Raw genomic sequence first — 19,482 nt, 5'->3', positions numbered from 1 at the left:
GGGGTTCCGGATGGGGCTCCCGGCTCTTTACGGCGGGGGCTGGCGTCAAAGCCGCGGCTGCCGCGAGCAAGCTTATATAACCAGGTCCTGCGCCCAGGTAGCGCAGGAGGATTGACCAAGAGAAGAGGCAAGTCATGACTGAGCAGCAAGAACGCTATCCGGTGCCCCAGGGCTTCGCGGGGCCCAATACGGTGACGAAGGAACAATACGAGCGCCTGTATGCGGAATCCGTCAGTGATCCGGAAGGTTTCTGGCGCAAGGTGGCCACGCGCGTGGACTGGTTCCGCGAGCCCACCGAAATCCGTGATGTCAGCTTTCTGGAGGAAGACTTCCGCATTCGCTGGTTTGCCGATGGCGAGCTGAATGCCAGCGTGAACTGCCTGGATCGCCACCTGGCCGAGCGCGGCGACAAGACAGCCATCATCTGGGAACCGGATGATCCCGCTCAGCCCGCGCGCCATGTGACCTATCGCCAGCTCTATGAGCGTGTGTGCCGTTTCGCCAATGTCCTGCGCGCCGAAGGCGTGAAGAAAGGCGACCGCGTCACCATCTATTTGCCGATGATCGTTGATGCGGCTGTCGCCATGCTGGCTTGCGCGCGCATTGGCGCTATCCACAATGTGGTGTTCGGCGGTTTTTCGCCGACGTCCATCGCCGACCGTATCCGCGATTGCGGCGCATCTGTCGTCATTACCGCCGACGAAGGCCTGCGCGCTGGCCGTACCATTGCGCTCAAGGCCAATGTCGATGCCGCCCTGACGCTGCCTGGCGTGGATACCGTCAAGCGCGTGCTGGTCGTGCGCCACACGGGCAATGAAGTGGCTTTCAACAGCGCCATCGACCGCTGGGTGCACGAGCTGATCGACAATGTGCCGGCGGAGTGCGAGCCCGAGCGCATGAATGCCGAAGACCCGCTGTTCATTCTTTATACCTCCGGCAGTACTGGCAAGCCCAAGGGCGTGCTGCATACCACCGGCGGCTATCTGGTGTATGCCGGTTTCACGCATGAAAAGGTCTTCGACCTGCGCGAAAACGACGTTTACTGGTGCACGGCCGATATCGGCTGGATCACCGGCCACAGCTATATCGTTTACGGTCCGTTGGCCAATGGCGCGACCACCGTGGTATTCGAAGGCGTGCCCAGCTATCCGGATGCATCACGCTTCTGGAATACGGTGGATAAGCACCAGGTCACCATTTTCTATACGGCGCCTACCGCCATCCGTTCGCTGATGCGCGAGGGCGAAGGCCCGGTCAAGAAATCGTCGCGCAAGTCGCTGCGCCTGCTGGGCACGGTGGGCGAGCCCATCAACCCGGAAGCCTGGCGCTGGTACTACGAAGTGGTGGGCGACAGCCGCGTGCCCATCGTCGATACCTGGTGGCAGACGGAAAACGGCGGTGCGCTGATTGCACCTCTGCCGGGCGCCATCGACCTCAAGCCGGGTTCGGCCACCAAGCCGTTCTTTGGCGTGAAACCCGCGCTGGTCAATGCCAATGGCGAAGTGCTGGACGGCCCGGGGGAAGGCAACCTGGTCATCCTGGACTCCTGGCCCGGCCAGGCACGGACGGTCTATGGCGATCACCAGCGCTTCATCGACACCTATTTCAAAACCTACCCCGGCACCTATTTCACCGGTGATGGCGCGCGCCGCGATGATGACGGCTACTACTGGATCACCGGCCGGGTCGATGACGTCATCAACGTCAGCGGCCACCGTATCGGGACGGCGGAACTGGAAAGCGCGCTGGTCGAACACCCGCTGGTGGCCGAAGCTGCGGCCGTCGGTTTTGCGCACGACCTGAAGGGGCAGGGCATCTACGTGTATGTCACGCTGGTGGCCGGGTATGACGGCAACGAGGAATTGCGCAAGGAGCTGGTGGCTCACGTGCGCAAGATCATCGGCCCGATTGCCACGCCGGATCACCTGCAATGGGCGCCTGCCTTGCCCAAGACGCGCTCCGGGAAAATCATGCGCCGCATTCTGCGTAAAATCGCAGAAAACGCGCCGGATCAACTGGGCGATACGACAACACTGGCCGATCCGTCCGTGGTTGATGACCTGCTTGAGGGCCGGCGCGTGTTTTGATACAGCGCCGACCGTAGCGCCCATCCGGCCAGCAGGCCGGATGGGGGTTCCGGACACATCATGCCGCAGCGGGTCGCGCAGAGAGTCAGGAACACATGAAAGAACTGTTGATCGCCGATGACCACCCCTTGTTCCGCGAGGCCTTGCGCGGCGTCGTGGCGCGGGCGTTTCCCGAGGCCGCCATCTTCGAGGCGGACAAGCTGGAACAGCTTTACGACCTGGTGGATGCCCATCCGGATGCGGATGTCCTGCTGCTGGATCTGGATATGCCAGGGGCGCAGGGGTTTGGCGCTTTGGCGCACGTGCGGGCGCAACACCCGCAGCTTCCCATTGTCATCGTTTCCGCGCATGAAGAACCGGCGGTGATTCGCCGCGCGCTGGATCATGGCGCCATGGGCTTCATCCCGAAATCAGCCAATGCCGGCCTGATGGGCACAGCATTGACGCAAGTGATGGACGGTACCCCATGGGTGCCGGAAGGCATACTGCTGGCAGCCGGTGCCGGAGCGGAAGAGCAGGATGTCGGGCGCCGTGTCGGCGAATTGACGCCGCAGCAATTCCGCGTGCTGCAGATGGTGGGAGCGGGACGCCTGAACAAACAGATTGCTGATGACTTGGGCGTCTCCGAAGCGACTGTCAAAGCACACATGACGGCCATCATGCGCAAATTGGGGGTGTCCAACCGCACCCAGGCGGTCTCGCTGGTGGCGCGGTTGGGGCTGGCGCAGGATAGCGTCGAGAACGCCTGATCACCGGGCCGGCCGGCCGGGCGTCAGGCGGCCAGTGCATGGGCACCGCAACTGCTGCGGCGCGCCAGCGCGGCATCTAGCGTCAGGCAGGCCAGATCCAGCAGGTTGCGCAGCTCCAGCCACGCCAGCGTCGGTGCTTCGGCCCGGCCTGCGGCGTGGAATTCCGTGTGCAAGGCGTCCAGCGCCGCACGGGCGCCGGCCATGCTTGCCGGCTGCCGCAGAATGCCTGCTCCCTGCCACATATGCTGTTGCAGCTGCGCCCGTGCCTGCAGGCAGCGGCTGTCATCCCATGGGGGGGCCGGGCGGCTTGACGGCCTGCCGGGCAGGCCGGGCGGCTGGCTCTGATCCGGCCACGGAGAGGATGGCCGCGCGCCGGCCATCATGTCTTGCGCGGCCGCCTGGCCCAGCACAATGCATTCCAGCAAGGAATTGCTGGCCAGCCGGTTGGCACCGTGCAGGCCGGTGCGGGCGCATTCGCCGATGGCGTACAGGCCGGGGAGCTGGGTCCGCCCGCGCAGGTCGGTCAGAATGCCGCCGCAGGCATAGTGCGCCAGGGGCGCGACCGGAATGGGCTCGCGTTCCGGCTCGATGCCATGGGCGCGGCAGGTTGCCAGGATATTGGGAAAGTGTTCTGCCAGGAAGTCCGGCGAGCGGTGACTGATATCCAGCAGGACACCAGGCAGTTGATGGCTTTGCATTTCCTGGTAAATGGCGCGGGCCACAATATCGCGCGGGGCCAGTTCTGCGCGGGTATCGTAGGCCGGCATGAAGCGGGTGCCGTCGGGAAGCCGCAGCAGGGCGCCTTCGCCGCGCAGGGCCTCTGTCATCAGTGGTGTCTGGCCGGTCTGCGCGGATGCGGCGAGGACCGCGCCGGGATGGCTTGCCGGCAGGGAGGAACTGCCTGATGACCGGTCGGGCGCGGCCAGGCCGGTTGGGTGGAACTGGATGAATTCCAGATCAAGGAGTTGGCAGCCGGCGCGCCAGGCCATGGCCTGGCCGTCGCCGGTGGCGCTGGCCGGGTTGCTGGTGCGAGGATAGAGCTGCCCGCTGCCGCCAGTCGCCAGAACGACGTGCCGGGCATGGAGCGCGACACGGCGGCCTTGTTGCAGATCCATGGCCAGTATGCCCTGGCAATGCCGCTGGGCCGTCTGATCCGTGCCAACGATCAGGTCGATGGCGGCGTGTTGCTGCAGGAGGGTCAGGTGTGGCCGCTGCCGCAACAGCGGCCACAGCGTGGCCATCACCGCCTGTCCGGTAGCATCAGCGGCGTGGACAATGCGGCGCTTTCCGTGGCCGCCCTCACGGGTCAGGTGCAATTGGCCGTTTTCTTCCGAGAACGGTACCCCTGCCTGACGTAACCAGGCGATGGCCTGGGCGGCTTGCGACAGAATGCCCTGCGTATGTTCTGCATGGCAGCAGCCGGCACCGGCAGTCAGCGTATCCGCTACATGTTCGGCCACGCTATCGGTGGGGTCCAGGACGGCAGCGATGCCGCCTTGGGCCAGGTTGCTGGCGCTGGCCTGCCAGTCCTGCTTGAGCAGCAGGGCGACGCGCCAGGCCGAAGGCAGGCTCAGTGCGGCGCTCAGGCCGGCCAGGCCGGCGCCGACAATAATGGCATCGTAGGATTCAGGCCCAGGCGCTCCCGCGCCGGCCGTGTCGGTATCAGGCTGCGCCCACATGGCTGTAAAGCTCCGTATCGTGTTCGAGATCGCCGCTGGCCTGGACGCGGGCTTGCCGGGTGGCGGCGAAATCCAGCATCCGGGCGATGGGCAGGCGTGCGGCTTGCGCCAGCGCCGGATCCAGCGTGATTTCGCCGGATCCTTGCTCCAGTGCAGCGGCGACGCCGGCCAATCCGTTCATGGCCATCCAGGGGCAGAAGGCGCAACTTTTGCAGGCTGCGCTGTTGCCGGCTGTCGGTGCCGCCAGGAAGGTTTTGCCTGGCGCCCGCATGCGCATTTCATGCAGAATGCCCAGGTCGGTCGCGACGATGAAGTGCGTGGCATCCAGTTCGGTCGCAGCCTGTATCAAGCGGGTGGTGGATCCCACCACATCGGCCTGGCTGACGACAGAATCCGGGGACTCGGGATGTGCCAGTACCTTGGCGTGAGGATATTCCTGGCGCAAGCCTTCCAGTTCGAAGCCCTTGAATTCATTGTGCACCAGGCAGGAACCTTGCCACAGCACCATATCGGCACCTGTCTCGCGCTGGATATAGCTGCCCAGGTGGCGGTCCGGTGCCCACAGGATTTTCTCGCCGCGTGCGTGCAGGCTGGCGACGATGTCCAGGCCGACGGATGAGGTCACGACCCAGTCGGCCTGTGCTTTGACGGCGGCGCTGGTGTTGGCGTACACCACGACGGTGCGGTCCGGGTGCTGGGCGCGGAAGGCGCGGAAGTCCTCGGCGGGGCAGCCCAGGTCCAGCGAGCAGGTCGCACCCAGGTCTGGCATCAGGATGCGTTTTTCCGGGCTCAGGATGCGGGCCGTCTCGCCCATGAAGCGCACGCCTGCCACAACGATGGTGGCGGCCTCGTGGTCACGCCCGAAGCGCGCCATTTCCAGCGAGTCGCCGACACAGCCGCCGGTCTCGCGTGCCAGATCCTGCAGGTCGGCATCGACATAATAGTGCGCGACCAGAACCGCGTTTTCGCGTTGCAGCAAGGCTTTGATGCGCTCGCGGTAGTGGTCGCGCATGTCCGGCGGCAGGGGCGGCGGTACGGTCGCCCAGGCGCTGCTGGTCGCGCTGCTGGCGCCGTCGGATGAGGTGAGTGTGTGCGTGTCGTAGTCGAACCAGCGTCGCTGCTTGGTCGGGGGAGAGGCAGGATTCATGGAACGGTTCCTTATATGCTCTGAGTGAGTATTTGTGGGGCGAAAAACACGGGGGCGAAAAACAGTGGCAGAGGGGCGGCTGGCCTGACGAGCCATGGCTGGCGTGGGCGCCGGATCTGTTCTCTGGGGGCGCGGCCAGGGCGGGCGTGCCGGCGGTTCAGGGCGACAGGCTATCCAGGCCGATATCCAGCGCCCGTACGCTGTGTGTCAGCGCACCGATGGCAATGTAGTCAACGCCGGTGGCCGCGATGCTGGCCGCGCTGGCTTCGGAAACGCCGCCAGAAGCTTCAGTGATGGCGCGCCCGCGGGCCAGGCTCACGGCCTGGCGCAAGGTTGCCGTGTCCATGTTGTCCAGCAGGACGACGGCGACGTTCAGATCCAGGGCTTCCTGCAATTGCGCCAGGGTATCGACTTCCACTTCCACGGCGGTCAGATGGCCGGCATGGGCTCGGGCGCGCTCGACGGCTGCACGCAGGCTGCCGCAGATGGCGATATGGTTGTCCTTGATGAGGATGGCATCGTCCAGGCCGTAGCGGTGATTGCTGCCGCCGCCGACCCGCACTGCGTACTTTTGCAGGCTGCGCAGGCCGGGTAGCGTTTTGCGCGTGCAATTGACCTGTGTGCCGTAGGGGCGGATGGCATCCGCAATGCGGGCCGTGGCGCTGGCGACGCCGCTCAGGTGGCTCAGGTAGTTCAGGGCCGTGCGTTCGGCGCCGAGCAGGGCGCGTGCCGGCCCGTGAACGAGGGCAATGGTGTCGCCCGGTTGCAGCCGGCTGCCGTCGGGCAGGAGCACTTCCATGCGAGTGTGGCCGTCCATCAGTTCGAAGCTCAGGCGGGCCACTTCCAAGCCGGCCAGCACGCCGGATTCACGCGCGCGCAGCGCCAGGGTCGCCTGGGTGTCGGCTGGAATGATCGCGTCGCTGGTGACATCACCCCGTCGGCCCAGGTCTTCCAGCAGGGCGGCGCGAACCTGGGGTTCCAGGATCAGCCTGGGCAACGGTGCGATGGGCCAGGGGTTGCTGCCGCGATGCGTGGCGTCGGGGCAAGTGGCAGCGGCAGCGGCAGCGGTGGTTGTTTTGCTCTGCATGAGCATTATCCTTGCGAAAAAAATGTCCGGTGCAGAATGTCTGCCGGTCAGTCAGCGGCCTGTCATTGCTGACCCGACCGGGGAGTCCCGAAGGACGCCGGGTTGCCGTTTGCCCCTGGACTGCCGACAGCCAGTTTTTTCAAGCCGGGGGTGTCAGGATGTCAGTGGCAGTCGATGATGCGCCGACCGTCAGACTTGTTATTCTGCGCATGAGCATAAGTTTTATTCTTTAACTGAGCATAAGTAAAGTCGGGGTTTCCCCCGAAAGCGGTCCGGTGTCGCTACCGGGCGACAGTGCCGGAACGTCCTGCCTTGTGCTGTGCGGCCAGATAGGCGCGCAGCGAGGCGGGTTTAACGGGTTTGGTCAGGACATGGTAGCCCCGTGCGCGGGCCAGTTGCTTGAGCGTATCGCTGCCATCGGCCGTGAGCAGCGCACCACGGACGCCTGCCTTGAGCTGGCGCAGGGCATCCAGGGTGTCCAGGCCGTCCAGGCGATCATGCAGGTGGTAGTCCACCAGCAGGACATCCGGGTTCTGTTCCATGGCAGCCAGTGCTTCATCCACGGTGGTGGCGCAATGGATCTCAATTTGCCAGCGCTGCAGCAAGGCCCGCATGCCTTCCAGAATGTCCGGGTCATTATCCACGCACAATACCTTGAGACCGGCAACATTGCTGGCCTCTGCGCCCGGGGCGGCCGCGCGCACCGCCAGGCTGGCGCTGGGCGCGGGGGCAGCGACGCGTGGCACGGCAATGGAAAACATGCTGCCGCGTCCGACGATGGAACGGGCATCCAAGGCATGTCCGAGCAGCAGGGAAATGCGCTGGCAGATCGACAGGCCCAGACCCAGGCCGCGGCCATCCCAGTCGAAGGGCTGCTCATAGCGGTGGAACTCTTCGTAGATCTGCCGCAAATGATGTGCAGGAATGCCGGGCCCGGTGTCCCAGACCTGAAAAACCACGCTGTCGCCGCGTTGCCGCGCCGTCAGCAGGATGCGGCCCTGGCGGGTGTAGCGCAGGGCATTGGCCAGGAAGTTCTGCAAGACCCGGCGCAGCAGCCGCTGGTCGCTGCGCACATAATGCGAACGGGCATGCAGCCGTAGCTCCAGCCCGCGGCCTTGCGCCATTGGCGCGTATTGTTCGACGAGCTGGCGCATCAGGATGCCGGCATCGAAAAGGGTGACATCCGGACGCAAGGCGCCGGCGTCCAGGCGCGAGACATCCAGCAGGCCATCGAGCAGTTCTTCCGCAGCGCGCAAAGAGGTGTCCACCCGTTCGGCCAGGTGTTTCTGTTCAGCCGCCTGTTCCGACGCCCGCAGGGCGGAGGCGAATAGCCGGGCGGCGTTGATGGGCTGCAAGACGTCATGGCTGACGGCAGTGAGGAACCGGGTACGGGACTCCTGGGCCTGTTCGGCTTCGCGCGTGCGTTCCGCCACCCGTTGCTCCAGGTTTTCGTTCATCTCGCGCAGTTCGCCTTCCACATGCTTGTAGGCGCTGATGTCGCTGTAGGTGGTGACATAACCGCCGGCGGGCAGGGGCCGGCCGCGCAATTCCAGCACCTGGCCGGAATCCAGTACGCGCTGGAAAATATGGGGCGAGCCGGCGCGCATGAATGCAATGCGTTTGTCGATTTCCTGTTCGATGTCCAGGCGCGAGGCCGGGCCGAGCTTGCCATTTTCAACATTGAAGCGGATCAGGTCCGCCACGGGCCGCCCCACATACAGCATGTCTGCCGGGTAGCCGAAGAGCTGCAGATAGCGTTGATTCCAGGCTACCAGCCGCATTTCGGCGTCCACCACGCTGACGCCCTGGTCGATGTTTTCGAGGGTGGCCAGCAGGATTTCACGATTGAAGCGCAGTGCCGGTGCCGCTTCATCGAGGATGGAGACAATGGCGGTAATTTCCATGCCCGTGCCTTCCAGCGCGGTGGTCATCAGCAAGCGGGCGGACGCGGCGCCGACGGCTGCCGCCAGCAACAGTTCCGTGGCATGGATCCAGGTGGCATCGGCAGCCATGCCGGGTGTCAGCGTCAGGCCGCGCTGGCGCGCCTGTTCTTCAAAGGCTTTCTGGGCCGCCGGTTCGCCAATGATGCGGCTGGCCAGCGCCTGCAGATCAGCGACCTGCAGGTTGCCGCGCCACTGGCCGGGTGCCTGGGCCCGGTGCTCGGCGTAGGGATTGAGAAAAGGTTCGGCGCGCAGTCGTTCCGCCAGGCCTGGCGGCCAGCGCATGGACACCAGCAACATGGTCAGTCCGTTGAGCAGCAGCGACCAGAAGGTGCCATGCGTCAAGGGGTCCCAGCCGGTGCTGCCGAACAGGTGGTGGGGCCGCAACCAGTGCAGCCCGAAGAGGCCTTCCAGCATCCAGGCCGGATTCAGCCAGCCGCTTTCGGTAAGGCTGGGGAGCAGCAGCGTGTAGGTCCAGATGCCGAAGCCGATGAGCAGGCCGGCCTCTACACCCCGGCGGCTGGTGCCGCTCCAGTACAGGCCGCCGATCAGGCCCGGACCGAATTGCGCGACGGCGGCAAAGGCCATCAGCCCGAATGACGCCAGGGCCGTGTCGCTGCCGCTGGCGCGGTAATAGCCGTAGGCCAGCGAAGCCATGAAGAAGATGGCGACCCGGCGTATCCACAGCACGGTGCTTGCGACATTGCGGTCCAGCGAGCCGGCGCGGCGGCGGCGCAGCAGAATGGGCATGATCAGGTCATTGCTGATCATGGTCGAGAGCGCCACACTGGCGACGATCACCATGCCGGTGGCGGCTGAGAATCCGCCGATATAGGCGACCAGCGCCAGCGCGGCGTTGTTTTCCGCCAGCGGCAAGGCCAGCACGAAGCTGTCCGGTGCGGTATTGCTGAAACCAAACAAAGTGGCGCCCGCGCTGGCGATGGGAAGGACCATCAGGCAGACGATCACCAGATAGCCGCCAAACCACCAGCGGGCCCGCCGGATATCGGCGACATCGCCGCATTCGACAATGGCCACATGAAATTGGCGGGGCAGGCAGACCATGGCGGCAAATGCCAGCAAGGTTTGACCGACAAAACCGATCGGGGGGGTGTCCAGCAGGGTGCGGGTCGCTTGTACCAGGCTGGTGCCGCTGCCGGAAAACCACAGGATGGAAAAGACGCCGATGGTGATCAGCGCGATCAGTTTGACCAGGGACTCGAAGGCGACGGCGAGGATCAGGCCGGGACGGTGTTCCGTGGCATCGACCTGACGCGTGCCGAACATGACGGAGAACACGGCCATCAGGATGGCGACGTAGAGCGCCGGGTCGCCCAGCAGGCTGTTGCTGCGCGTCGGGCCGGTCAGGACATCAAGGCTGAGGGCCACGGCTTTGTATTGCAGGGCCTGGTAGGGCACGGCTGCGAGCAGGGCGATGAGCGCCACGAGTGCGGCGAGCCGCTGTGACCGGCCATAGCGGCTGGCGATGAAGTCGGCAATGGAGACAGTATTCTGGGAGCGGGCAATCAGGGCCAGCCGTTCCATGATGCGCCAGCCGAACATCATCATCAGGAAGGGGCCGAGATAGATAGGCAGGTAGCCGATGCCATAGCGTACGGCGGAGCCCACCGCACCGTAGAAAGTCCATGAGGAACAATAGACGGCCAGCGCCAGGCTATAGACCGCTGGCCGCAGCCAGGGCCGCTGGGGGTAGAGCGGGTAGCGGTCGCCAGCCCAGGCGACCGCAAACAGCAGCGCGGCATAGCCCAGCGAAACCAGCAAAACCCAGGCTGGCAGCATATGTCGTCCTTTTGCGGCGCATGGCCAAAGTCCGGGCCGGCCGGTTCAGGGCACGGCCCGGTGTACGTTCAGGGTCAGCCGCGTTCCGTTGATTGGCGTTCCGGAAACAGCACATCGGTATAGCCGAACAGTCCGAAGTCCTGAATGCGCGAGGGATACAGGCGGCCGATCAGGTGATCGTATTCGTGTTGGACCACGCGGGCGTGAAAACCTTCGGCTGTGCGGCTGATCTCTTCGCCCTCGGGGGTGTAGCCGGTGTAGCGGATCGCACGGTAGCGCGGCACGACGCCGCGCAAGCCCGGAATGGACAGGCAGCCTTCCCAGCCGTCCTCGGTTTCTTCAGTCAGGGGCTCGATGATGGGATTGCACAATGCCGTACGGGGGACAGGCGGCGCGTCGGGGTAGCGTTCGCTGTGCTCGAACCCGAACACCATGAGCTGCAGGCTGACGCCGATCTGCGGCGCGGCCAGACCGACGCCGTCGGCGAGATCCATGGTTTCGAACATATCGGCAACCAGGGCCCGCAGTTCGGGGGTCGAATAGTGCTCAACGGGTTCCGCAATTTGCAGCAGCAGCGGATCTCCCATTCTCAGAATCTCTCGAATCATTAGTGTGCTCCTGATCCGTTGTCGAAGCCAGGCACAGGGAATGGCCTGGGTTGATACTGGCTGGACAAGCCTGTCCGGTAAAGCTGAACCAAGCCGCCGGGCCTGCTTGCCCGCGGCGCCGGTAACAGGCGGGCAAGGCCTGTCGTTTCCGTGTTTTTCTTATTGTAGGCAGATGGCGCTGCGCCGCACAGCCTCATCAGGTTGAAATAAATATCTATCTCAATCGTCTTTTTGTCTAAACTCCGGGGCAGGACGTCTCTGGCATGGTCAGCCATGGCGTATTCGGGCATGCGTGCCGTTTCAACAGACCGGATTGATTCATGACTATCAACATCAAACAGATTGTGGGGGCTTGCCTGCTGGCGTGGGCAGGAACGGCAGCACAGGCTGCGACGGATGACTGGAAAAGCCAGTACGACCAGGCGATCCAGCGGTATCAGGCGCAGGATATGGCGGGCGCGGAAAAAGCCGCCCGCGCCGCCCTGAAAATCGCGGAGACTGGCAAGGGCAATACCAAACCCTATATGGCCAGCAGTCTGAACATGCTCGCCATGATCCATAACCAACGGGGCGAGTATGACAAGGCAATCGAGCTGCAGCAGCGCTCGCTGACCTTGAGCGAACAGTCGCTGGGTAAACATACCAACACGGCCTCGCTGGCTTACAACCTGGGCAATATGCTCGATGAGCAAGGACGGCGCAGTGAAGCGCTGACCTACTATCAGCAGGGTCTGGAGGTGGTGTCCGGCCTGCCGTCGAATGCGCAGAACGACACGCTCAAGGCCAATCTGAATGCGGCGCTGGGCCGGGTCTATGCCGCCATGGGCAACCAGGCCGAGGCTGAACGCTATACCAGCGCGTTGCTGGGTTCGTCGGCTGAACTGCCGCCGCTGGTGCGGGCCGACGGCCTGACGCGCCAGGCGCGTGTGCAGGAATCCCGTGGAGACTGGCAACAGGCCCGTGCCTCCCTGGAGGAAGCCTTGCAGTTGCGTCGTCAGGCCTTGGGAGACAACGATATCGTCGTGGCGCAGAGCGAGGGGGAACTGGCAGCCTTGCTGAACCGCCAGGGGCTGCATGATGAAGCCGTGCCCTTGCACCGGGCTGCACTGGCGCTGCGGGAGCGTATCAACCCGGACGATCCGGGCATTGCCGGGCATTTGAATGAACTGGCGATCTGGCATATGAGCCGCAAGGAGTATGCGGAAGCGGATCCGCTGCTGGCGCGCGCGCTGGCGCTGGTGCAGCGCGGGCAGGGCGAGCAGAGCCTGGCCGCCGCGCATCTGCTGTCCAGCCAGGCGCGCCTGCGTGAAGATCTGAATGATGAAGCCGGTGCCTCAGCGCTGTATCAGCAGGCGCTTGATGCCTATGCCACGCATGGCAGCGATAAAGAAGCCTTGTTGGGGCAGGCGCAAATCCTGAACAATATGGCGGGTCCGATCTACCGCAAGCGCCGGTTCGCAGAGGCGGAAAAATTGTTCCTGCAATCCCTGGCCTTGTCCGAGCAGGTGCTGGGGACGAACGATGCGCGCTTGCTGCCAGTGCTGGAAAATCTGCATGCTTTGTGCGTCAGCCAGGGCCGCAGTGCGGATGCGTCTGGCTACGCCCAGCGTATCGACAGTATCAAGCAGGGATCCGCCGCAGGCGCTTGATCACAGGGCGGCTGGCGGGTCTTGCGGGTTATTCATCCGCAATCCGCCCGCAATCTTCCCGTTAGCCGCGCTGGCCAATGCTGTCGGGGTTGTGCCAGGGCGGTGATTCGAATGCGCCGATCAGGAAGTCCCGCAGCAGCTGGACTTTGAGCGGCAGCAGCGTGCGGGTGGGGTACACCGCATGCACGGAGATGGTGCCTGCCTGCCACTGCGGCATCAGCTCTACCAGGGCGCCGCTGGCCAGGGCGGCATGGCTGAGAAAATCCGGCTGCAGAATAATGCCTTGTCCCGCCAGGGCCAGGGCCAGGCAGGTCGAGCCGCTGTTGGCATGGGCCCGGGGCTGGATGCGCAGGCCGCTGCGCTGCCCGTCGGCGTGCGTGAAGCGCCAATCGTCGCCATGGGACGAATAGCTGTAGCTGATGATGGCATGCCGGGCCAGCTCCTCTGGGTGGGCAGGCGTGCCGTGGCGTTCCAGATAGGCTGGCGCGGCGCATAGCACCATGCGGGTCTGGGCCAGGGGGCGGGCAACCAGCCCGGAAGCGCTCAGGTTGCCGATGCGTACTACCAGGTCATAGCCTTCCTCGACCAGATCGACCACGCGGTCGGACAGCACGATATCCATTTCAACCTGCGGATTGAGTGCCATGAACTGCGCCCACAGAGAGGCCAGATGCAGGATGCCGAAATCATGCGGCGCGCCGATGCGCAGCCGGCCATGGGCCTGGGTGGCGCGCGCGCCTGCTTCGTCTTCGGCTTCACGCACCGCAGCCAGGACTTCCTTGCAGCGCAGGTAATACAGGCGCCCCTCGTCCGTGAGTGACAGACGGCGTGTGGTGCGATGCAGCAGGCGGATGCCCAGATGCTGTTCCAGATCCGCTACCTGGCGGGAAACTGCCGGTTTGGACAGGCCTGTGGCTTCCATGGCGCCGACGAAGCTGCCGGCATCCACCACGGCAACAAAAGTATTCATGGCCTGCAGCCTATCCATGTGTGCTCGCGAAGACGGGAAATTTGCGGGAGTATGGCGGAAATTTTATGCTGGATGCCGGGGTTATCCCTTGTTCTGGCTGTATTTATGCCACGTTGCAGGTATTTTGCAGGGACAGGAAGCACATGCAGGTGTAATGCATGATTTAGAATTTCTGTGACATGCTTGCCAGGAACGGGCTGCGGGCTTCAGGCCACAGCCGCAGGCGAGGTATGGATTGGAGGCGTGGCGCTCGGATAAGGGTTGCGTTTCTTGGCACTCATTTCAAATCCAAGTGGAAATCAATGCAGCTTGATAAAGCGGATCTGGGCATTCTTAGGCTCTTGCAGGAAAACGCACGTTCTTCATTCGATGTCCTGGCAGCCGAAGTCGGTCTGTCATCTTCAGCGGTACTGCGGCGCGTCAAGCGCCTGGAGTCTGAAGGCCTGATCAAAGGCTACCGGGCGGTGATCAACGCCGAGGCAGCAGGCATCGGTCTGATGGCCTATGTCAACGTGAGGCTGGAAAAGCAGGTGGGCGCGGCGCAGGTCGGCCCCAAGGAGTTATTCCAGGCGTCGGTGCAGTCCTGGCCAGAGGTCGTGGAATGTGTCTCGCTGACGGGCGAAATGGATTTCCTGCTGCGGGTGGCGGTGCGCGATATGAACCACTTTTCGCGCTTTATTTCCGACAAGCTCCTGCATCACGAGAGCGTGCGCGATTGCCGCTCCAGTTTTGTCATGGAGTGGGTCAAGGAAAATAACGGTTTGCCGCTGGAAGAAGCCTGATCCTCCGGGCGCGTGGCCCGAAGGATCAGCAAAGAAATACCAGCTGAATGAAGCGTAGCCGGCATTCCGGAGAGACAGCCCCTGCTGGGGCTGGAGAGGAACAGCGAGACAGGGCGCGCAGGCGCCCTGGAAATTACGCGGTGACTGTCGTTTGCGGCTGGCGCTGGGGGCCGAGCGGGCCGTAATCGAATTCAGCGGTCGCCGGGCCGAATTTCTTCAGCCCTTCCGGCGCGTCGAACGGATCCAGGTGCAGCTCGACAAAGATCAGGCGATCCGGCGTGCCGTCGGCCTGTTGCAGTACCTGCTCCAGTTCCGTTTCCGTGCGTGCGGAAAGCGTCAGATATTTGTCCTGGCCGGCAAAGACGCCAGGCAGCGCCTGGTAGTCCCAGTTGGCGACATCGTTATAAGCGTCGCGCATGCCCAGGATGAAGCGCTCGATGGTGTAGCCCCGGTTGTTCACCAGGAAAATGATGGGCTTCTGGTCGTAGCGCAGCAGGGTCGAGAGTTCCTGCGCCGTCAGCTGGAAGGAACCATCGCCGATGAACAGCAGATGCCGCCGTTCCGGCGCGGCCAGGCAGGTGCCGAGCATGGCGGGCAAGGTGTGGCCGATGGCGCCCCAGATGCTGGCATTGATATAGCTGACCTGTTCAGGCAGCGCTTGTGGCATCAGGCCGATATTCGATGTGCCGGCCTCGGCGACCACCACGTCGCCGGCGCGCACGAAGCGCGCAATGCGCGGCCACAGGCGGGCCTGGCTCAGCGGGGCATCCGTGGCGGGGCTGGGCGCAGCCAGGCGCGGCGCCTGGCCTTCAGGCACGGCAGCTGGCGAATTGACCAAGGCGGCCTTCAGCGCCAGCAGCAGGTCGCGCGGTTCGACGGCGTAATAGGCCGTTCCTTCGATTTCCACCGAATGACCGAACAGCCGGATGGCGCCCTTGCTCGGCAGCTGGGCCGTGAACAGCCCGGAATTGCCCTCGATGAAGCGGGGCGACACATACAGCAGGCAATCCGAATTTTCGATCAGTTCGCGCGTGGCGGGAGCCGAATTGCGGCCGCCGTACAGGCCACGCGAGAGCGGGTGGGTTTCCGGCAGGACAGCCTTGCCACTGCCCAGGGCGGCGTAAGGCGTGCCGGTCGCTGTGGCGAAGTCCAGCAATGTGCCGGCATAGCCGTAGCGGTCTGCATCCATATCCACCAGGATGGCCGGCTGCTGGGCTTCGTTCCAGATCGTCAGGATATGGCGGACTGCCGCTTCCAGGCGGGCCTCATCATTCTTCGCGCGTGGCTGCAGCGGGGCGGCGGGTGCATCGATGATCACATGGGACACATCCGACGGCAGTTGCAGATACACCGGCTTCTTTTCCAGCAGGCAGGCGGTCAGGACGCGGTCGATTTCAATGACGGCATTCTCAGGGGTCAGGCGTGCCTGGGCCACGGTGAACTGCTGCAGGCAGATCATGACATCGTCGTAATTGCCTTCGGCCAGCGTGTGATGCAGCGCCAGGTTGCGGCGCATCGCATGCAGCGGCGGCGCACCCGTGATGCAAACCATCGGCACATGTTCGGTGGCTGCGCCGGCAATGCCGCAGATCGCGCTCAGGTCGCCCACGCCATAGGTCGTCAGCAGCGCGGAGACGCCACGCAGACGCGCATATCCGTCGGCAGCATAAGCCGCGTTGAGTTCATTGCAGCAGCCAACGAATTCCACGCTGCCATCATTTTGCAGCTGGTCGAGAAATTGCAGGTTGTAGTCGCCCGGCACACCGAACATATGTTCAATGCCAAGTTCACGTAGGCGACGAATCAGGAAGTCTCCGACGGTGGTTTGCATGGATAGTCCTTGTTGTTCTGAGTAAAGCCCTGCGCAGGCAGGCGGGCCGTCCAGGCGTCTGTCTCCTGGTATGCGCAGATTATAAGCATCAAAACACGCTGTTGTGCAATAATCAGTCTTATAAATTGGTTGCATTGCGGCATAACTGCGTATTGTTGGTTGTGCGTGCAGTAATGGTGTGAATTGAGGGAAGGGTTGCGACAGGGGCGGGGAGGCCCGGCGCAATGCTTGCCGATAGCCGGAAAACCGCCTTCTGCCTGGTGCATGGCGGCGCTTTAACCGATGTCCGGGCGGCTATTTCACTAGTAACTTATTATCAACAGCGTTATGCTGCGGCGCACACTTTTGTTTGGAACAGTGGCATAGCGCGTCGTAGCGAACCACTATCTGGAGACAGCAGTCATGAAACTACTCAGCAAGGCAGCCGGTGTTTGCGCCGTGACACTCATTGCAGCCGCGCCGGTACAGGCGCAGGACGTCACCCTGAAAATCGCGCATTTCCTGCCTTCCAATTCGAATGCCCAGGTCAATGTCATCGAGCCCTGGTGCGAACAGCTGGGTGCGGAATCGAATGGCCGTATCAAGTGCCAGATCTATCCGTCGCTGCAATTGGGCGGCACGGCGGCCACCCTGCCGGATCAGGCACGCAATGGCGTGGCCGATATCGTCTGGATGGGGCCGGGCTTCTCCACCGGCAAGTTCCCGCGTACTGAAGTGCTGGAACTGCCCTTCATCCTGCCCACGGGGAATGAAGCCAGCAACAAGCTGATCTGGCAGTTCTACAACGACCACCTCAAGGACGAGTACAAGGCCTATGAAGTCCTGGCCATGTTCACCGGCGGTGGCATGGATCTGCACATGCGCAACCAGCCGGTGCGCAAGCTGGAGGACATCAAGGGCAAGAAGGTGCGGGCCTCGCATCGCGTTGGCGCGAATATCCTGGAAGCCTGGGGCGCTGCACCCGTGAGCATGCCGCCGGCCCAGATGACGGAAGCCATTTCCAAGGGCGTGGTGGATGGCGCGCTGGCGTCGTGGGAAGTGGTGCCCTCGACCAAGCTGGATGAAGTGACGCAGTATCACAGCGCCATTGCCGAAGGCGATCCTGCCATCAGCCATACGATCCTGGCGATGGTGATGAACAAGCGCAAGTACGACCAGATGCCGGCTGACCTGCGCGAGATCCTCGACCGCAACAGCGGCGATGCGCTGGTACAGCGTTTCGGTGTGGCCTGGGACAAGTTCACGCGTGATGCCAAGGCGGCATCGGCGCCAGGCAGCCTGATCGACATCGCACCGGAAGATTACGCCGCCTTGCAGCAGGCTGCAGCCGGCGTATCGCAGGACTGGGTCAAGGATGCTTCGCGTCGCGGCATCAACGCGGCGGAATTGCTGGAAGCCGCGCAGAAGCTGACCGCGCCTGCGCAGTAACAAGGCAGGGCAGGCTGTCCGTGCCGTGGTCGTGAGACTGTGGCAAGCAGCAGCCCGGCTGGCTTGCGCCGGTGTCATGAATCGGTCCCGCGTGCAGCGGGGCGTTCATGGCACCGGCGTTTTTCATTGCCGTGCCAGGATGGGGGATGGCGGGTGGCGCCAGGCGCGGGCATGACTCAATCGTCGTGCTCCAGTCCTTCTTCGTGCAGGTCGTGATCGCGATTGCGCTGGATGGTGTGCAACAGCATGGCGTGCAGGTCGATTTCCATCTCTTCCAGGCGTCTGGCCTTGCGCAACGGCAAGGCCAGGCCGCTGGCCGTGGCAGCGTGACGGGCGCCGCTGGCGGAAATGGCAACGGCAACGGGAACCCGAGCGTGGATTTCAAAGCTGTCTATCAGCTGATCTGCGCCCGCTTCGAACAGGGCGCCCGTGCTATCGCTGACGGCATAGCTCTGGGCGCGCAGCGTGCGGCCTTCGACTTCCAGCACGGTATAACCGTGGCAGACGCGCGAAACCGCCGCCCAGGCAGCGGGCTTGTCGATCAGTGAGTACAAGGATTTGCCGCCACCCCCCTGCGTGACCTGGATATAGCCGCCCTCGGCCTGCTTGCCGCGCATCATCGGATGCGAGCGCTCATAAAGGTGATCATGGCCAGCCAGTACCAGATCGACCTCATAACGCAGCAACATCTTTTCTTCCAGGGCCACCAGCGAAAAGTTGGCCGGACTGCGGCCTTCGGTGTTGGTCCAGAGCGGATAGTGCTGCACCAGTACGATGAAGTCGATCTCGCCATTCTGGCGGCGCTGGTAGGCGTCGGCCAGGTCTTTTTCCATGAAATCGAGTTCCTCCATCAATTCCTTGGTGGTAGAGAGGTCGCGCAGCAGCGAACCGCCGGTGCTGAACAGGAAATGGACACGGTGCACATCCCAGGTGAAGTAGGTGCCTTCGCCGGGCTGGCTGAAACGGGTGCGGTAGCCCTGGCCACGGCCATCCTTGGCTTCGTGGTTGCCGGGGCAGGTCATCATGGGCAGCCTGGCGGTATAGGGCTCCAGCATGTCGAAATAGCGGTCCCAGATGGGCTGGTCGCCATTGGCATAGGAAAGATCGCCCGCAACCAGGAGGAAATCCGGGTTTTGTTGCCGCACGCTGTCCATGACGCGTCGGCTGGAGTCGCGTACCGCCTGATCGCCAAAGTGGCAGAAGCGGAATTTTTCGCGCGGGAAGGGGGGCAGGGTATGCACCTCGCTCCAGCCGCCGCCGGACGAACCAACCCGATAGCGTATGCCGCGTTCCGGGTCGATGCTGCTGATCGTGGCGGCGTGGGTCAAGGCATCCACGCCATAGGTTTCGTGGCTGAGGCCGGACGCGCGGAAGGGAAAGGGGGCGCTGAGGATATGGCACTCTTCCATGCCGCTTTCCAGCGGGCCGTATTCCACGATGCTGCCCGGGTCGCGGCTGCCGTCGGTAAACCAGGTCATGGTGCGGGTCGTGAACAGGTCGTCGGTCCAGCTGACGTGCAGGCCGCGTGGTTGCTGCGGCCCGGTCTGAGGTTCGGGCACGACGCAGGGTTCCGGGCCAGGCCCGGGGGTGCCATGGTCGTCATCGACGGGCAGATCCTTGCTGTCGCTGCCGCCGCCACAGGCGGGCAGGGTGGCGGAGGCAAGGCCCAGGACGGCGGCCTTGACCATCTGCCGGCGGGAAAAACGGGAAGTCATTGTCATACTC

The 19,482-nt window shown here is 63.6% G+C and carries 13 protein-coding genes; 5 read left to right on the top strand and 8 right to left on the bottom strand.

Annotated features, from left to right (window positions below):
• Nucleotides 1-134 precede the first annotated feature (134 nt).
• Entirely contained in the window at nucleotides 135-2,087 is a 1,953-nt protein-coding gene (gene acs, locus ACNA1V_RS02965) for an acetate--CoA ligase (RefSeq protein ID WP_415832099.1), read from the top strand.
• A 95-nt stretch (nucleotides 2,088-2,182) separates the two neighbouring features.
• The gene (locus ACNA1V_RS02960; protein WP_415832098.1) at nucleotides 2,183-2,836 is read left to right on the top strand and encodes a response regulator transcription factor; all 654 of its coding nucleotides are present in this window, start codon (nucleotides 2,183-2,185) and stop codon (nucleotides 2,834-2,836) included.
• Nucleotides 2,837-2,859: 23 nt separating this feature from the next.
• Here the strand turns inward: ACNA1V_RS02960 and ACNA1V_RS02955 are convergent, their stop codons facing one another.
• From ACNA1V_RS02955 to def, 5 genes are all read right to left on the bottom strand, one after another.
• Nucleotides 2,860-4,515: an L-aspartate oxidase gene (locus ACNA1V_RS02955; RefSeq protein WP_415832097.1), complete on the bottom strand. Its 1,656-nt coding sequence runs from the start codon at nucleotides 4,513-4,515 to the stop codon at nucleotides 2,860-2,862.
• Nucleotides 4,499-5,662 carry a quinolinate synthase NadA gene (gene nadA, locus ACNA1V_RS02950; RefSeq protein WP_415832096.1) on the bottom strand — a complete coding sequence of 388 codons (1,164 nt, stop codon included), beginning with the start codon at nucleotides 5,660-5,662 and terminating at the stop codon, nucleotides 4,499-4,501. Before nadA ends, ACNA1V_RS02955 begins: the two co-directional genes overlap by 17 nt.
• A gap of 157 nt (nucleotides 5,663-5,819) precedes the next feature.
• Nucleotides 5,820-6,749, bottom strand: a complete 930-nt coding sequence (gene nadC, locus ACNA1V_RS02945) for a carboxylating nicotinate-nucleotide diphosphorylase (RefSeq protein ID WP_415832095.1) — start codon at nucleotides 6,747-6,749, stop codon at nucleotides 5,820-5,822.
• Between the two features lie 281 nt (nucleotides 6,750-7,030).
• A complete protein-coding gene (locus tag ACNA1V_RS02940) occupies nucleotides 7,031-10,489 on the bottom strand; it encodes a hybrid sensor histidine kinase/response regulator (RefSeq protein WP_415832094.1) in 3,459 nt (1,152 codons plus the stop codon).
• Between the two features lie 74 nt (nucleotides 10,490-10,563).
• Nucleotides 10,564-11,097: a peptide deformylase gene (gene def / locus ACNA1V_RS02935; protein ID WP_415832093.1), complete on the bottom strand. Its 534-nt coding sequence runs from the start codon at nucleotides 11,095-11,097 to the stop codon at nucleotides 10,564-10,566.
• A gap of 320 nt (nucleotides 11,098-11,417) precedes the next feature.
• Between def and ACNA1V_RS02930 the strand changes: the two genes are divergently transcribed.
• Nucleotides 11,418-12,746, top strand: coding sequence for a tetratricopeptide repeat protein (locus ACNA1V_RS02930; protein WP_415832092.1), 1,329 nt, complete (start codon nucleotides 11,418-11,420; stop codon nucleotides 12,744-12,746).
• Between the two features lie 61 nt (nucleotides 12,747-12,807).
• Here ACNA1V_RS02930 and ACNA1V_RS02925 read toward each other — a convergent pair whose 3' ends face one another.
• The gene (locus ACNA1V_RS02925; RefSeq protein ID WP_415832091.1) at nucleotides 12,808-13,716 is read right to left on the bottom strand and encodes a LysR family transcriptional regulator; all 909 of its coding nucleotides are present in this window, start codon (nucleotides 13,714-13,716) and stop codon (nucleotides 12,808-12,810) included.
• 302 nt (nucleotides 13,717-14,018) lie between these two features.
• On the opposite strand from ACNA1V_RS02925, the gene ACNA1V_RS02920 reads away from it, so the two are divergent.
• The gene (locus ACNA1V_RS02920) at nucleotides 14,019-14,498 is read left to right on the top strand and encodes an Lrp/AsnC family transcriptional regulator (RefSeq protein WP_415832090.1); all 480 of its coding nucleotides are present in this window, start codon (nucleotides 14,019-14,021) and stop codon (nucleotides 14,496-14,498) included.
• 133 nt (nucleotides 14,499-14,631) lie between these two features.
• Here ACNA1V_RS02920 and ACNA1V_RS02915 read toward each other — a convergent pair whose 3' ends face one another.
• Complete coding sequence (locus tag ACNA1V_RS02915) at nucleotides 14,632-16,329, bottom strand: alpha-keto acid decarboxylase family protein (protein ID WP_415832089.1); 1,698 nt, start codon at nucleotides 16,327-16,329, stop codon at nucleotides 14,632-14,634.
• A 402-nt stretch (nucleotides 16,330-16,731) separates the two neighbouring features.
• On the opposite strand from ACNA1V_RS02915, the gene ACNA1V_RS02910 reads away from it, so the two are divergent.
• A complete protein-coding gene (locus tag ACNA1V_RS02910; protein WP_415832088.1) occupies nucleotides 16,732-17,757 on the top strand; it encodes a TRAP transporter substrate-binding protein in 1,026 nt (341 codons plus the stop codon).
• A 176-nt stretch (nucleotides 17,758-17,933) separates the two neighbouring features.
• Here the strand turns inward: ACNA1V_RS02910 and ACNA1V_RS02905 are convergent, their stop codons facing one another.
• Nucleotides 17,934-19,472 carry a purple acid phosphatase family protein gene (locus ACNA1V_RS02905; protein WP_415832087.1) on the bottom strand — a complete coding sequence of 513 codons (1,539 nt, stop codon included), beginning with the start codon at nucleotides 19,470-19,472 and terminating at the stop codon, nucleotides 17,934-17,936.
• Nucleotides 19,473-19,482: the final 10 nt, after the last annotated feature.

This window comes from Kerstersia similis (assembly GCF_965139615.1).
In the GTDB taxonomy this organism is placed as follows: Bacteria; Pseudomonadota; Gammaproteobacteria; order Burkholderiales; family Burkholderiaceae_B; genus Kerstersia; species Kerstersia similis.
This window is presented reverse-complemented; position numbering and strand designations above follow the sequence as displayed.